Source organism: Klebsiella electrica (assembly GCF_006711645.1).
GTDB lineage: Bacteria > Pseudomonadota > Gammaproteobacteria > Enterobacterales > Enterobacteriaceae > Klebsiella > Klebsiella electrica.
Genome location: NZ_CP041247.1, coordinates 2,865,652 through 2,879,259, shown reverse-complemented (window position 1 = coordinate 2,879,259; position 13,608 = coordinate 2,865,652). Strand labels below are relative to the sequence as shown.

Here is a 13,608-nt window from a genome sequence, read left to right as displayed (position 1 = left end):
CTTGGTTAGCTTGCCCGCTGCGTGCCAAGAGCGGACATTGTTACTATTTCGGTTTACTCATTAGAGATAGATGGTGAAGTCGTAACTTGAATATTGCTAATTTTGTAAAATTTGATAGGTTCGTTTACTAATGGTTTGACACCATAATCTCCAAAAGGAGACTCAACTCTACACTCAACATCATTATTACCAAAAAATACGTAATTCACCCCTCCATTCAATTGAGTTGAATTGAAAATAATCCCATCAAAGTTCCTTTTTTTTGTGTCATGCGTAAACTCATAATGGCGGACAGTTTCAGAAAAAGCTTGAATGGCTGTGTAGCTAATATCCGTCGCTCTAAAAGGCTGAGCTATTAAATCATGCAATCGTGATAGAAGATGTCTGCGCGCATATATTTTTGCTGAGGGATCATGAATAAGACCAGGTAATCCATGCTTCACATCAGCTGCCCGTGTAAGGTCAAAAAAGTAAAGTGGACGATCGGTCTCCAACTTAATAACAGCAATTTCATCACCTGCGAAAGGATGCAATTCAGCAATACAAGTCTTTTGATCTGTTGCGGTATAAAGAAATGACATGCCCGGCGGGCTCATACGGCTGTTAGCAGCTTTTTCCGGCGGTGGTGCATAAAACTCATTATGTCTTACTTCTAATAGTTTTTTATGTCCATCATCTAAAACACGACGTCCCCGATAGAACTCTGACCCGATAGGAATAACTTTGAGCATAGGACTGTCATTTTCATCATTATCTCCGCTCGCATGTACACCGTAGCTGATAACGTTTTTGTAGAAGTTAATGGCTTTTTCGTTAGTGAAGCGCTTTAAGTGTTTTAATTCAAATGCATATTTATTCCATTCATCTACAATCGCAGATGTCTGCTCTTCAATAGCATTCTGGTCGAATAAATTCTTGTATTTTTTACCACTATCAAATCTGTTTTTATTTGAATTATATAAAATTTCAGAAATCGTTTTTACTACATCTTCATTATTACAGATGAATCTTTTAATAACGTCCTGTAAGGGGACAAAAATATTAAGGTCGTCTTTATTTTCGATGGGCTTATAATGCTTGTTTAAATGGTCGCTTATCTTTCCGGCAAGATATTCCAAACTGAGTCCTTTGTCTATTTCTTGCCCGCATCCTGAACATTTTTTATTATTGTGTAACTGTTTTCCAGTAGCAGTATTATGTAAAAAAAGGTCTTTATTGAGACATGATGCACATAAAAATCCAATGGCTTTCTCCTCCTCCTCGATTTCAATATCCCGAAGCATTAACCACATACGAGTGTTAATCATGTTTATTTACCTCTAATCCAAGTACGATTTCGAAAACAGATTGTTCGAGCCAATTCTCCGTTTTTTTGAATTTTAACTGATAATTTGCTGTTGTGTCAGCTATACGTAATGTTGTCATGCATTTTCGAACACTTCAGCTCCTCGCTCACAGCAGACGGTATGTCACTTGGGCCTGGCGGCTTAGTGCCAGAAGCGGACATTAGCAATATCGCTTTCCCTCATTTGAAAGGCCATCTTCCTATGCTCGACTAACTAAGCCTGATAGGTTCTCTGTGGATTTGACCCTTTATATCCAGACGCTTTTTCTCTCTTATGGTTACGATAACTTTCTGCGTATATATTCTCGTGGTGAGCGGTATCCCAGCGCACTGTGCGGATGATGTTCATTGTAATGGCTGAACGCCACTGCCAGATTTATCAACGCCATCTGGCTGTCCGCTTTTGGCATGATGCTGATGTAATCCCGCTTTATCGTCTTCACGAAGCTTTCTGCGATGCCGTTACTTTCCGGGCTACGCACTCTTGTCGTGCACGGTTCAAGCCCCAGCATCCGGGCGAACGCCCGTGTTTCATGCGCCCTGTAAGCCGAACCATTATCCGTCAGCCATTCCAGCGGCTCTGACGGCAGATGTTGCCCAAAGCGTTTTTCCACCGCACCCAGCATCACATCCTGCACTGTTTCTTTGTCATAGCCACCTGTGCCCGCTGCCCAGTCGATGATCTCCCGGTCACAGGAGTCCTGGGCGAAGGTTACCCGCAACTTTTCGCCATTGTCACAGCGGAACTCGAAGCCGTCTGAGCACCAGAGCCGGTTGCTTTCAGCCACCGCCACGCGTCCTTTATGGGCCCGCTTCCGGTGGTGCTCAGCTGGCTTACGCTCAAGAAGAAGATGGTGAGTGCTCATAATGCGGTACACCCGCTTCGCATTAACAACAGGCTGCCCGTCCTGCTCAGACTCCCGTCGCAACAGCGCCCATACCCGGCGATAACCGTATGTGGGCAGTTCAGCCACCGCCGTATTTATCCGGGACAACACCGCGGTGTCGTCGAAGCTGGATTGTCTTCTGCGATCCTGCCAGCCAGATGGCCGGTTAACCCTGATACTCAGCTGCGCACGCGACACACCGATACTCCGGCAGACGTCAGTTATTCGTCGTCCCCGGGCAACAAGGGTGCATGCGCAATCCATTTTTTTGCCCGACCGAACTCCACAGCCTCTTTAAGTATTTCAGCTTCCATCGTCTTTTTGCCCAGAAGGCGCTGAAGCTCGCGGATTTGCTTATTGGCAGCAGCAAGTTCAGATGCGGGAACGACCTCTTCGCCTGATGCCACGGCGGTCAGAGAGCCGTCTTCATACTGCCTGCGCCATTTGAAGATCTGGTTAGCATTGATGCCATGAAGACGGGCAACATGAGACACGGTCATGCCGGGCTCCATAGTCTGCTGAATAATGGCAATTTTTTCCTGCGGTGTTCGGCGTCGCCGCCGCTCGGGTCCTGATAACACTTCAACCATCTTATTATTCTGACTGGTGTTAAACATAGGTCTAAGACTACCTCTTATTTTAAGAGAGGCGAAGTGTCCGGTGATCTATGGGGCTAGTCTACTCTGCATCTACCACTTGCCACTGGTAGGCATTTTGCGAGTAGCTAAACATATGTCTTATGATTATAAGGAGATTTGTTAGATTATTGATTCATGGGGAGCAATCAAAGGCACTTTCAACTACCTCAACTCGTCTTCATTTCTGAAACAGTTAAAGGGGAAAAGATTATGCAAGATTACAACCTTGACTTTGCTGAGCCACTGTGTTGAAAATTTATACTGCATATTTTTTAATCAATGAACATGATGGTGCTTTTCATTTACACCTGTTGAGGGCACAATAAGAGGACCTTTTGGCTAAACAACCTATGCTCATGACTCTAAATATAAACATCAACGAACTTGATAATGAGAAAATATTTTTAATATTCCTTTTTATTGTGTTAATCATGGCTTTTGTATTCATCTTGTACAATTCAACAAAATTTATAAATTCACTACCCATTAAAGAAAAGAAACTTTATATTAAAAGACTCTTTACTAATATTAGTGCATTTGGGATGACATACTCCATCCTTTCTAGTTTTTTATATATTAATAAAGGGAAAGACATAACGATAGATAGGAGCGATCCTGTAGGAAAAGCGGAACCAAAACTGAAAAATTTAAACAATTATCTTGAAGAGGAGTACTCTAGCGCAAAAACCACTCGCATGATATTTATCAATCTATTCTTTATATCTACTATTTCAGTGATATGTGGTTTCATATGGCTTGATAAACTATCTTATGAAGTTAGAATAACTATTGCTTGCTTGTATTTTGGTCTTAGTTTGTTCGTCCTATTTGTAATAAAGTCCTGTTATTCGAGGACGGCCGTTATAATGGCAATACTAGAAGATCAACAAAAAAAGGATGACATCAAAGATTTCTTCATTAAGTATAAAAAAGGGTCAGATTTAAATGAACGCGACATCGAGCTAATTAAAATAATATGCGTATCTCGTTCAGAGCGAGAAAAAGCTGCTAAACATCCTTATGAAATAATATTAAAAAACATCTCTGGTAGCAGTTTAAGCTTTGGAAATAGCAAATTGAAAATAAGTGATGAAGAAAAAAATGACTATTTACCCCGGGATTAATATATAAATCGGGTTAAAATAGGTGGGGCGTTTATGTTGGCACTTCTGCTATTGGTGGAAACTCTAAGGCTCGTGCAACGTCCAGGGGGCATTCAATCGTTCCTAGCACATCCGCGCTGGGAACTTCCTTTTAAAATACATTTAGTCGTCGCGCCGGATATGTGAACGGCTATGAGTACCATTTTGGGATACTTTTACCAACGACATTATCGCCTCCTAACAATTAATGTCTCTAATTCTTCCTTAATTGCGTATCAATTCACCTCAGTAGATTATTCGTAGAATGGCACGTTGCACATGATTGAAATCAGCAAGCGCGAGCAGGCATGATTGTTATGTCACGCCCTCTGCGGCGTGACAGCCTACCTGCGCTTTCCTCTAACAACAGAATATGTCACCCGGCACGCAACATTAATTTTTCAGTCATGAGATGGCTAAACGACGATCTTGCACTGAAATGTCTGCTCCTCGCTCATAGCTGTCCTTTAGTGTTGCCCTGCCGTGAGCGCTGCTCACCACAACCAACGGCTAAGGAGTTGACGCGATTGTAAGTCAGAACCGGTACAACAGAAGCGCCACAACCCATCACCCGCTGCGAGTACTACAATCGGGCCTGCATCACGCGATATTTTTACGCGGCGAGTGGATATCGCAGGCAGGATTTACTGACGGGATGCCGATTAAGATCTGGGTGGTGCCAGACTGCATCGTTATCATCGCGCAAAACACGCCTAGGGGCTGAGCGTGGCTCGTTAACCGGCAGAAGATGAAGTTGTGGCTGGAAGGGTTTGCGAGGGCGATTAATGACACCGGCGATTTGCCGATGAACAGGTGCCGGAGAGAACATTGTGGGTAAGACTGACGGCTGATAAAATAATCCCGGTCTTGTTGCCGGGATTGTCTTCTTACAATTCAGAGTGGTGTACTTGTTTCTAAAATAGCATTTTCATATTTATCAAGATTGCTATTTAACCAGTTTTCACCTTCGCGTTTCACATGAACTTTAATAACAGCTCCAAACTCATCAAGAGAAATAATGACATTTAGATCTTCAGCCTTATTATCATTATTACGATCCCATCTGCTTAGTATTTCATTACAAAACAAACAGGAATAGTCTAGGTATCTTTCTGAAACGTAATCATCGATATGGAAGGAGTTCACAAAGCATTCAACTCCTGTTTTATCAAAATGATTATTTATTCCAGGATTGCCCTTAAATAGACCAACCAAAAATACACATCCATCATCTCTTATGAAACCACAATCCACCCATAGTTGGAGTTCCTCAGGAAGAGAGAGATCTTTCCAGTCTACATTGCGAATTTCTTTCATCATTAGTGAGTTACATTTCATTTCTTCTCTCCTAAATATTGCGTCATACCTTTATCAATAGCTTTCTTAAATGAGCTGTCATTCAATAAATTATTTACTGATTTAGGCGCGTCAGGGAATGAATTTGTTTGAGGATCATAAAGGTATTTATTCCCCTTGTTGTCCTGATAATGTAACTGACCTGGTCTTTGGCCCGGATTAGGATTTTCAACATCTATACGTTCTTTTCCTGCTCCTTTCCATATAGTCTTACTGGCAGTTTGAACACCATTCTGACCCAACATTGGATCTTGTTTAATATTGCCCTTACCAGCTTTATTTACCCCCGCAGCAACACCTGCTGCACTAGTCCCAGCCACCTGCGCCAAAGAGTTGATCGCAAGCTGTTTTGCTTCAGACGAATCTCCAGACATCAGCGCATTATGAATTGCTGCATTTCTGTCTGCTTCAAGCTGGATAGTCGTCACCTGAAGAATAGACAATTCGCTCTGTTCTGCTGGGCTTAAACTACCATTAACACGTGCCTTTTCCAGCAACTCGCTCGTACGACGGATATAATCTGCCTGTAACTCGCCCATCGCATTGGCTTTATTAACACAGTCCTGAGCGCCTTTACATCCCACAACGCTTTCATGCTGTTCTGCGTTGATTTTTTTGTACTTATCAATTATAGAACTTTCGCAAGCAACACTGCCCTGACACTGAGTCATTTCTTGGGCACGGGATTTGTTTTGAGCAACACCCAGCGAGTTATTCTCAACCGCGTTTTTACCTGCCTGTGCCCCAGCTACTGCATCCGCCGTACTGTTACCGGCAATACCGCCTGCAAGTCCGGCTGCTAGTGTACCTAACGCGCTGATGGTTTGTCTCTGCTCTTCCGTCAGGTCTTTTCGATCTACACCCGGATACATCTGCTGGGCAATATATTCACCCATTACTGCACCGGATGCACCAGCCAGCGCTGTGTTTCCATTGATTGTCGACATCACCGCGCCCAGTACCGCATGCGCCATCAGATTGGCTTCGGTGTTCACCTTTCCTATGGCATCGGTGGTCATATTATGGATCACCGATGCCAGATAGGGGGCCGAGCCGCCAGCCAGAGCTTTAGCCATGTCACCTCCAGCCAGCCCCTGGACTGCTGCCGTCGCTGCCTGGATACCTTGCTGAATAGCTGAACCGGTACCGTATTTCTGCATTTCGGCTTGATAGATATCCGTTTCGCGAAGCTGGGCTGTGGTGTAGTCCGGATGAGCTTTTTTAGACTCTTTTAGTCCGTTGATATCCCCCTGTGTCCGCGCAATATCCGCCACCTGGCTGCCAATCTCGCCGATCAGCTGGGTCTGCTGCAGGCGCTGCTGCTCCTTCTCCTTATCAAATATCGGCGACAGGGTCTGGTTGGCATGCTCTACGTCGCGGCTGAGGTTCGCCACGTTCTGGGTCTGCTGACCCTGGTCGCGGACAATGAGCGTACCGTCGGAGACCGCCGCGCGGGTGGTGCTGCTGTCGTGACCTTCATTGTTCCCGCCGGTCAGCAGGCCGTTGGCCATGTTCCCCGCGAACTGGCTGCCGATGCTGCCGCCGGTGCTTAACCCGACGCTCTGGTGTTCGGTTTTAAAACCGGCTCGGTTGTCGATATCCCCCCAGCCCAGCGTGCCGGTGTCGAGGCGGTTTTTATCTGCGGAGGCAGTGCTGCCAGTCACCGCACCATCCAGCTGCGTATGCCCGCCCACGGTGATGTCGTAGCCGCCTTTGCCGGCAAAGATGCCGGTCTGCTCCACCACGGAATCGTAGTTGCTGTGCATCCTGTCCTGGCTGAGGTTGACGCTGGCGGAGCCGGACATCGAGCCGAAGGTGAAGCTGCCCCCGGCGCTGGCGTTCTGCTGTTTTGAGTCATAGCGGTCGCTGTCCTGCTCGGAGGTGAGGGTGAGGTTGCGACCCACGTCGATCATGACGTTATCCCCGCTGACCTGGGTGCCGGTGAGGGTGGTGTCGCGTCCGCTGTTGAGGGTGAGCCGGTTGCCCGCATCGACGGTGGTTTCGCTGTGGGTGGTGCCGTTGCCGCTTTCACTGCCTTTGCCCTTGTTGGCGCTGGCGGAGACGCTGATCCCCCAGCCGCCGGAGCCGACCCCAATCCCGACGCCGACTGTGCCGCCGTGGCTGTCGTTTTTGCCTTCAAGCAGCGAGGTGTTTTCAGCGGAGACCAGATTCAGGTCGCGGCTGGCCGACAGCGCCACGTCATTACCCGCTTTCAGCTGGCTGCCGACGGCAGTCAGATCGCCTTCGCGGGCGCTGATGTTGAGGTCGCGGCCCGCCGTCAGGGTGCTGCCCTGGGCGGTGGTCTGCGTACTACGCTGGGTTGATGTCGACGACTGGCTGCCGTAGGAGAGGCTGATGCCCACCGTATTGTTGTTGGCCGGATCGTTGCCCTGGGCCGCATCCAGACGGGCGGCCTGGCTGGCCTGTACGCCGGAGAGCGCGGCTTTCACCCCCTGCAGGGCCTGTAACCGGCTGCTGCCGGCGGATTTGGCGTCCTGAGTGGCCTGCACCACGCTGTTGAGGGCGCTGCCCGCCGTGCCGGAGAGGGCCAGGGTCAGCCCGGAGGTTTTCTGCTCCACCACGTGGGTCTGCTGACTCTGGTTTTCGGCGGCGGTGATGGCGACGTTTTTGCCGGAGAGGGCCATGTCGCGACCGGCGATCAGGTCGGAGCCGGTGACCGTCAGGTTGTCGCCCGCGCGCAGGGTCAGGTCGCCGTTGACGCTGCCGACGGTGCTGCCCGCCTGAGTGGCGTCCGCCCCGGTGTCGGTGGTTTTCACGCTCCGGGTGCCGTAGCTGAAGCCGATCCCGCCGGAGCTCATCAGCCCGCTTTTTTTCTCCTGCTTCAGGTGCTGCTCGCTGTTGTACTCATCCCGGGTGTCGATCCGCAGATTGTTGCCCGCCTGCAGGGCCACGTCGCCGCTGCCGCGCACGGTGAGGTCGTTCCCGGCGCTGAGGCTGACGCGGTCGCCGCTGAGTTCGCTGCCCTGGGTCGTCTGCCGCGACACGCTGTCCTGGGTGCGGGTGGTGGTGGTGGACAGCCAGCCGCTGCTGCCGGTGACCTTGTGGCGTTCGTCCAGCGTCTGGCTGTTTTCGCCCGCGTCCAGGGTGAGGTTGTTGCCTGCGCCGAGGTTCAGCGCCGCGACGGAGGAGAGGGCGGCACCGCGGGCGCTGAGGTCGTTCCCGGCGGCCAGGGTGACGTTGCCTTTGCCGGTCACTTCGCTGCCAGTGCTGCGGCTCTGGCTCTGGCTGAGGGCGTTGTCGGCGTTCCACACCAGACTATCGCGCCAGGCGGTGGTGACGTCGTTGAGGCGGATATCGCGCCCGGAGTGCAGCGTCAGCCTGCCGTCATCGCCCTCGACGTAGATACCGGAGACGCTGTCGAGGGTGGTGCGGCTGAAGCGGTTATCGCCGCTGACGCTCTGTGCGCTGGCGAGGGTGGTGGTGGCGTTGATGTCGCGCCCGGCCACCGCCAGCAGGCTGCTGCCGCCCTGGATGATGCCGCCGGTGTTGTTGATGTCGTTGCGGGCGTTCAGGCGCACGTCGTCGCCGAGGAGGGTGCCCGCCTGATTGGTGATATTCCCGGCGTCAAGCTGCAGGACGCGGCGGCCGTTCAGGGTGCCGCTGTTGAAGAGGTCGCCGTCGAGTCTGATGTTGACGTTATTCCCGGCAATCAGCGCGCCGGAGCCGTCGATGTCGCCGGGTTTAACTTTGGCGTAGACCTGCGGCACCAGCACGGTCTGCAGTGAGCCGTCGGGCATCTTCACCGTGGTGTTCACCAGCCAGACGATGTCGCCGGTCAGCAGCGCCATCTGCTCGGGGGTCAGCGCCACGCCGCTCTTCAGCGCATACTGTTTGCCGAAGGTAATGCCCTGATCCATCAAGGCCTTAAACTGCGCTTCGTCACTGGCGTAGCCGTCAAGGTAGCGCTGGCCGGTCAGGGCGATCACCTGCTCGCGGATCAGCCGCTGCTCGTAGTAGCCGTCGCCCAGTCGTTTCAGCGTCGTGTCGCCGTCGTTGGTGAACGCTCAAAAGCGACATATCTTTGAGTGACAGCAGACAAGGCTACCGCTCACCCTGATCCGCAGATCTGTCCCACAGGGAGTTTAACGAAAAAAGGCACCTCAGTTCTGTAGTATTTTTATTATTTATTAGTGTGTTAGTTAAGTGTTAATGTAATAAGAGAAAGGCGGATGTGCTGTCGGAGGTGAAAGGAGTTAAGACTGACTGATAAAGTTGATGAACTGAGCGAAGCCGAGCCTGATGGTCTGCTCTGTGCCAAGAACGGACATTTCACATCTCTGCTTAGATGGTCAAAATCGGTATACCACGACAAACCCACGGCGTTTAAGGGGAAGGTGGCACTTGCATCAATTCTTAGCCTCCAAAGTATATTTAATACTTCCGGGAGAGATATGTGTCGAGTAACACTCGGATTATACTTCTTATGGCAAGTCTTAACTTCAAAGATGAGTTTCTGAGTATTCATTGCATAACAGTGTGCTATATATTTTTACATGCATGTTTAATTTTGTTGTAAACAGTATGGAGTGTCCATGAGTAAATACATCGCCTTTTCTATATATGCTTTAACCCTTATCTCAGGGTGTTCTGCACCGTCGATAAAATCTGGTTATGTAGCTCAACAGTGGGCGATTAATACGCGACAACTTGGGATTCATCCTATCTACCCACTTAGCGAGAATTATTCAGTTGGGGATATTTACTTGGTACCAGTTGGCGACGACAGAACAATAAATAACCTACCTTCTGAGTCTTATAATGTAACAATGAAGCTGATAACGAATATTCCTGTTAATGAAAATGAAATGGCAAATAAGAATGGATTTTCAAGAACGCCAGATTTTCAGGATAGTAATGGTGTCACACATAAACCTGGTTTATTCATAGAAAAGGTTGTTAATGGGAAAAGAGTTAATAGTGTATGTGCATTTCCAGGTTTCTCGTTTGCCGCTGCCGTGGGCGTCAGCGGTGGCTTAGAGGCTGCTTATGATAATGCGGGCGTTGCAGCTGGCGGCTCAAAGAAATCACTTTATACCGTGTCATATACTGTTCCTGATGCTGAGTGTGAAAGCATTTCCTTTATGAATGGCATTGCTCATTTATATGAATTTAAAAATTCAAAATATCTGCCTGACCTGAAAAATGAAGGTGATCTGCTTGATGCCAGATTAAGATCTCTGGAATCAGGACGTGAAAGTTCTGGTGGGATGTCCGCAGGTGTTGTACTGGCTACCGATGTTTACTATACGCGCTCTCTTGATATTACTATTTCTGCAGAAAATGATGCGGCGGCGTCTGCATCTGCGACGTTTGCGAACATCACGAATATATCGAAACAAAGGGCTGATTTGATTGACCAGTTAACAAAACTTAAAGGCCCGGATGTTAATCAAACAACTTCTGTCACACAACAGCAGCAGTCTCTTCAGACGCAAATTGATAGCAAGCAAAAAGAAATTGATCAGATGTCAAAAACCCTTATACCTAGTGGTTTTCCGCTAGCAGCATCTGGCTCTGTTGCAAGCGTATCAAGTAATGGCATAACGCTAAAACAATCGTATGCCTATCCAGTTGCGATAGGATATAACGGAATTGCCAGAAAATTATCAGAGTTCCTTGCTTTCGTGCCTTCCCCACCGGGGGAAAATATACAAAAACCTGTAGTTCCTCGTGACAAGAAAAGAAGTGTTCTCACTTCGTCAGTGCAGGGACAACATTGAGTCTGTAATTAAAATTGTGCAATTGCCTGTTTTTGATATGCTCACTCCAACAACGGAGACAGGCAAATTATGGACGAAAAGAAACTTAAGGCCCTGACAGACTGCACTTGCGAAGAATTCAGAAGCCTCACGTTTGAGGCTTCCGCTGAATCTGAATCTGCTATTTCAGCGTGTTCCTAAGATCGGTGTAGATGTCGATCAGCTTCGCAACGTTTGCTTCGTCCATCGATAGCACTGAAAAATCGATGAACCAGCTGCCGGAACCGTGCTTCCTGATGACAAACTGCTTCTTCCCATTCAGAACCTGGTACTCGACATCGTAGTCCTTGTGGAACAGCGAGAGGTTGTCTTTGATGTTGAATTTGGTCTGCTGTGCTGTGTTCTGCGGATCCCATTTCAGGAAATCAGAGAACATGGTAATCTAAGTTTCCAGATTGTCCTTGGTGACATATCCAAAATGGCTGGATAAATCGCCGCCGTTGTATATGGTCATTACCGCGTACTACTATTTTTATCAGACATGTGAGCACCTATTTAAATTTTAATCGGATTTTGAGGTGAAATTTGAATGGGTTTTTATATGCAATCGAGGTGTAACAATTAGCATGTTATCAAAATTAAAAAGCTCGCCGCCTTCAGAAATCAAGTTAATATGATGAATCTCTAATTTTGCTCTACCTCCAACCTTATCGCCAGATCGGGCAAAAACACTATGCCTAAAAGTGTAATTCTCAGGGTGCGAATGACTATACCTCGCTCATAGCTGCCCTTTAGTGTTGCCGTTCACCTTGCTGCCTTTATCATATGACTCGCCGTAGTGTCCCGGAGGGGGGGCGACAACCTGCCGTTCTTGCGAGGGCAGGGGGATACATACCATCAATACCGCTACTGCTGGCAGAAAAACAGTGTGCCCTTATGAATAATGCAAAATTACATGAAATTGTATTAATTCCTGAATCTACTTCGCAATAATCAACAATGCCTATGCAATATATACTGTGTTTTTATTCAGTGCGATATAATGAAGTCAGATAAAGCTTTCGCTTGTCATAACGGAAGGATGGAATAAGTAAAATATTATTAAAAACGCGGTAAGAAGGTGGTGGAACACCTCCATACCGCTGACCACAGACAACTGAAAAGGAGTTGAATATGGCTGAGCAGAATTTTAAGCCAGAAAGTGCTATTGCCAAAACGGAATCTGATGAATCAGAAACCAGTAGTGAAAATTGCGAGCTGGTACGTAAAAAATCAGCTAAGCGTTCGCAGCGAAAACCCGCAATTGAGGAACCGCAACCGCCTACCCGCACGGAGTTTTACGACCGCATGCGACATGATTATATCCCGCTACAGGGTGACTGGCTCCCATTGGCAGGGTTTACACCGGGTATGCCGATAAAAATCAGAGTGATGCCTGACTGCATCGTTATCACCACCCAGAACACCCGCGAGCTGTGGGGTTGTGCCGAAGGGTTAAGTGCGGTGGACTTCAATCAGAAGAAGATGAACCTGTGGATCAAGACGTTCCCCGGTGCGCTTAACGATACCGGTGATCTGCCGGTCATCCGGCGGGAGAAGCCCCGCTATGATTGCCTGAAACGAAGCCATGATTGACCCTTAAAGAAAAATCCCGGCTCAGGCACCGGGATTTTTAATGATTAACAGAAATTAGGATCTATTTGACCTTCTGCCTTGAGGATCTCAAGGAAACGGTTATAGGCAACACCATCTCGCTCTAATATATCATCCAGTAACTTTTCTTTTATCAAAGCCCAATGATATATTCCATTTATATGCGTGGAAAAGTACTTAAATGTACCATGCAAAGTTGAATCAATAACCTGAACGTTTTTTGCGTTATAAGCAAGTAAACCACCATAGTTTTTAGGTAACCCTAAAAATAGAGTTTCATTTCCAAGCCAATATATGGCGAACACATCTAATATGGTTCCATCTTTCTCTTTTATTTTCATTTGATATGCCCTTTAATATTTTCGAACACATCTTCCAGATTAGAGCTAGCTATTTGAGATGTATCAACTTTAATATCATAGGCTTTACCTGTAGTAGAGTTGTACTGATAATGAATAGTGATTGATTCCCCTTTAGCATTTTTCTGAACTACCTGCATTTTTTGGAACCCTGCACTTACAGGAAAACGAGGGTCATTATTCATTCCTGGCAGTATTTCCCCTTTTGACGGGTTTTCCTGTACCTGCTTTCAAACACTCGTCAGACCGCCAGCCCGACCTGCTGCCAGCGTAGCTAACGTAACCAGCGTTTGTTTCTGCAGCGAGTAGTCCGGCATCTTCACCGTGGTGTGTTCACCAGCCAGACGATATCGCCGGTCAGTAGCGTGTTCCCAGAATATAATTCAATTATTTATCAACTCTTTAAATTGAACTTCGTCGCTGGTGTAGCAGTCAAGGTAGCGCTGGCTGGTCAGGGCTACCACCTGCTCGCGGATCAGTCGCTGCTGTTGTGTAGCGACTGATGTCT

At 47.8% G+C, this 13,608-nt stretch carries 12 protein-coding genes and 1 pseudogene; 4 read left to right on the top strand and 9 right to left on the bottom strand.

Annotated features, from left to right (window positions below; translation table 11 throughout):
• Positions 1–53: 53 nt before the first annotated feature.
• Together Electrica_RS13710 and Electrica_RS13705 are read right to left on the bottom strand one after the other, a co-directional pair.
• Entirely contained in the window at positions 54–1,307 is a 1,254-nt protein-coding gene (locus tag Electrica_RS13710; protein WP_141964729.1) for an RES family NAD+ phosphorylase, read from the bottom strand.
• Positions 1,308–1,623: 316 nt separating this feature from the next.
• Positions 1,624–2,822 (bottom strand): IS3 family transposase gene (locus Electrica_RS13705; protein ID WP_142255900.1). Its coding sequence is split into 2 segments (ribosomal slippage): positions 1,624–2,504 and positions 2,504–2,822, totalling 1,200 coding nucleotides; the frame shifts between segments, so codons are not numbered across the junction.
• A gap of 383 nt (positions 2,823–3,205) precedes the next feature.
• Here Electrica_RS13705 and Electrica_RS13700 point away from each other — a divergent pair.
• A complete protein-coding gene (locus tag Electrica_RS13700; protein ID WP_141964728.1) occupies positions 3,206–3,994 on the top strand; it encodes a hypothetical protein in 789 nt (262 codons plus the stop codon).
• 544 nt (positions 3,995–4,538) lie between these two features.
• Positions 4,539–4,736: a SymE family type I addiction module toxin gene (locus Electrica_RS29315; RefSeq protein ID WP_407081262.1), complete on the top strand. Its 198-nt coding sequence runs from the start codon at positions 4,539–4,541 to the stop codon at positions 4,734–4,736.
• 170 nt (positions 4,737–4,906) lie between these two features.
• Here Electrica_RS29315 and Electrica_RS13690 read toward each other — a convergent pair whose 3' ends face one another.
• Together Electrica_RS13690 and Electrica_RS13685 are read right to left on the bottom strand one after the other, a co-directional pair.
• Entirely contained in the window at positions 4,907–5,332 is a 426-nt protein-coding gene (locus Electrica_RS13690) for a hypothetical protein (protein ID WP_141964727.1), read from the bottom strand.
• 14 nt (positions 5,333–5,346) lie between these two features.
• Positions 5,347–9,393, bottom strand: a pseudogene (locus Electrica_RS13685) (hemagglutinin repeat-containing protein); the annotation flags it as partial.
• 528 nt (positions 9,394–9,921) lie between these two features.
• Between Electrica_RS13685 and Electrica_RS13680 the strand changes: the two are divergent.
• Positions 9,922–11,109: a hypothetical protein gene (locus Electrica_RS13680; protein ID WP_141964725.1), complete on the top strand. Its 1,188-nt coding sequence runs from the start codon at positions 9,922–9,924 to the stop codon at positions 11,107–11,109.
• A gap of 160 nt (positions 11,110–11,269) precedes the next feature.
• Here the strand turns inward: Electrica_RS13680 and Electrica_RS13675 are convergent, their stop codons facing one another.
• Both Electrica_RS13675 and Electrica_RS29310 read right to left on the bottom strand, forming a co-directional pair.
• Positions 11,270–11,524, bottom strand: a complete 255-nt coding sequence (locus Electrica_RS13675; RefSeq protein WP_141964724.1) for a hypothetical protein — start codon at positions 11,522–11,524, stop codon at positions 11,270–11,272.
• 126 nt (positions 11,525–11,650) lie between these two features.
• Positions 11,651–11,770 (bottom strand): hypothetical protein, encoded by a 120-nt coding sequence (locus Electrica_RS29310; protein ID WP_407081261.1) that lies wholly within the window; start codon positions 11,768–11,770, stop codon positions 11,651–11,653.
• Between the two features lie 491 nt (positions 11,771–12,261).
• Here Electrica_RS29310 and Electrica_RS13670 point away from each other — a divergent pair, with 491 nt between their 5' ends.
• Positions 12,262–12,723 carry a SymE family type I addiction module toxin gene (locus Electrica_RS13670; RefSeq protein ID WP_141964723.1) on the top strand — a complete coding sequence of 154 codons (462 nt, stop codon included), beginning with the start codon at positions 12,262–12,264 and terminating at the stop codon, positions 12,721–12,723.
• 44 nt (positions 12,724–12,767) lie between these two features.
• Here Electrica_RS13670 and Electrica_RS13665 read toward each other — a convergent pair whose 3' ends face one another.
• Genes Electrica_RS13665 through Electrica_RS29305 form a run of 3 tightly spaced genes read right to left on the bottom strand, consistent with a single transcriptional unit; the run spans position 12,768 to position 13,417 of the window.
• A complete protein-coding gene (locus Electrica_RS13665) occupies positions 12,768–13,082 on the bottom strand; it encodes a hypothetical protein (protein WP_141964722.1) in 315 nt (104 codons plus the stop codon).
• Positions 13,079–13,285: a hypothetical protein gene (locus tag Electrica_RS13660; protein WP_141964721.1), complete on the bottom strand. Its 207-nt coding sequence runs from the start codon at positions 13,283–13,285 to the stop codon at positions 13,079–13,081. Before Electrica_RS13660 ends, Electrica_RS13665 begins: the two co-directional genes overlap by 4 nt.
• A 45-nt stretch (positions 13,286–13,330) precedes the next feature.
• A complete protein-coding gene (locus Electrica_RS29305) occupies positions 13,331–13,417 on the bottom strand; it encodes a VENN motif pre-toxin domain-containing protein (protein WP_407081260.1) in 87 nt (28 codons plus the stop codon).
• Positions 13,418–13,608: the final 191 nt, after the last annotated feature.

Excerpts from the sequence above, each read along its gene's own strand:
- Electrica_RS13670 (WP_141964723.1), top strand. The coding sequence starts at position 12,262 with ATGGCTGAGCAGAATTTTAAGCCAGAAAGTGCTATTGCCAAAACGGAA.
- Electrica_RS13665 (WP_141964722.1), bottom strand. The coding sequence starts at position 13,082 with ATGAAAATAAAAGAGAAAGATGGAACCATATTAGATGTGTTCGCCATA.
- Electrica_RS29305 (WP_407081260.1), bottom strand. The coding sequence starts at position 13,417 with ATGCCGGACTACTCGCTGCAGAAACAAACGCTGGTTACGTTAGCTACG.
- Electrica_RS13690 (WP_141964727.1), bottom strand. The coding sequence starts at position 5,332 with ATGATGAAAGAAATTCGCAATGTAGACTGGAAAGATCTCTCTCTTCCT.
- Electrica_RS13675 (WP_141964724.1), bottom strand. The coding sequence starts at position 11,524 with ATGTTCTCTGATTTCCTGAAATGGGATCCGCAGAACACAGCACAGCAG.
- Electrica_RS13680 (WP_141964725.1), top strand. The coding sequence starts at position 9,922 with ATGAGTAAATACATCGCCTTTTCTATATATGCTTTAACCCTTATCTCA.
- Electrica_RS13710 (WP_141964729.1), bottom strand. The coding sequence starts at position 1,307 with ATGATTAACACTCGTATGTGGTTAATGCTTCGGGATATTGAAATCGAG.
- Electrica_RS13660 (WP_141964721.1), bottom strand. The coding sequence starts at position 13,285 with ATGAATAATGACCCTCGTTTTCCTGTAAGTGCAGGGTTCCAAAAAATG.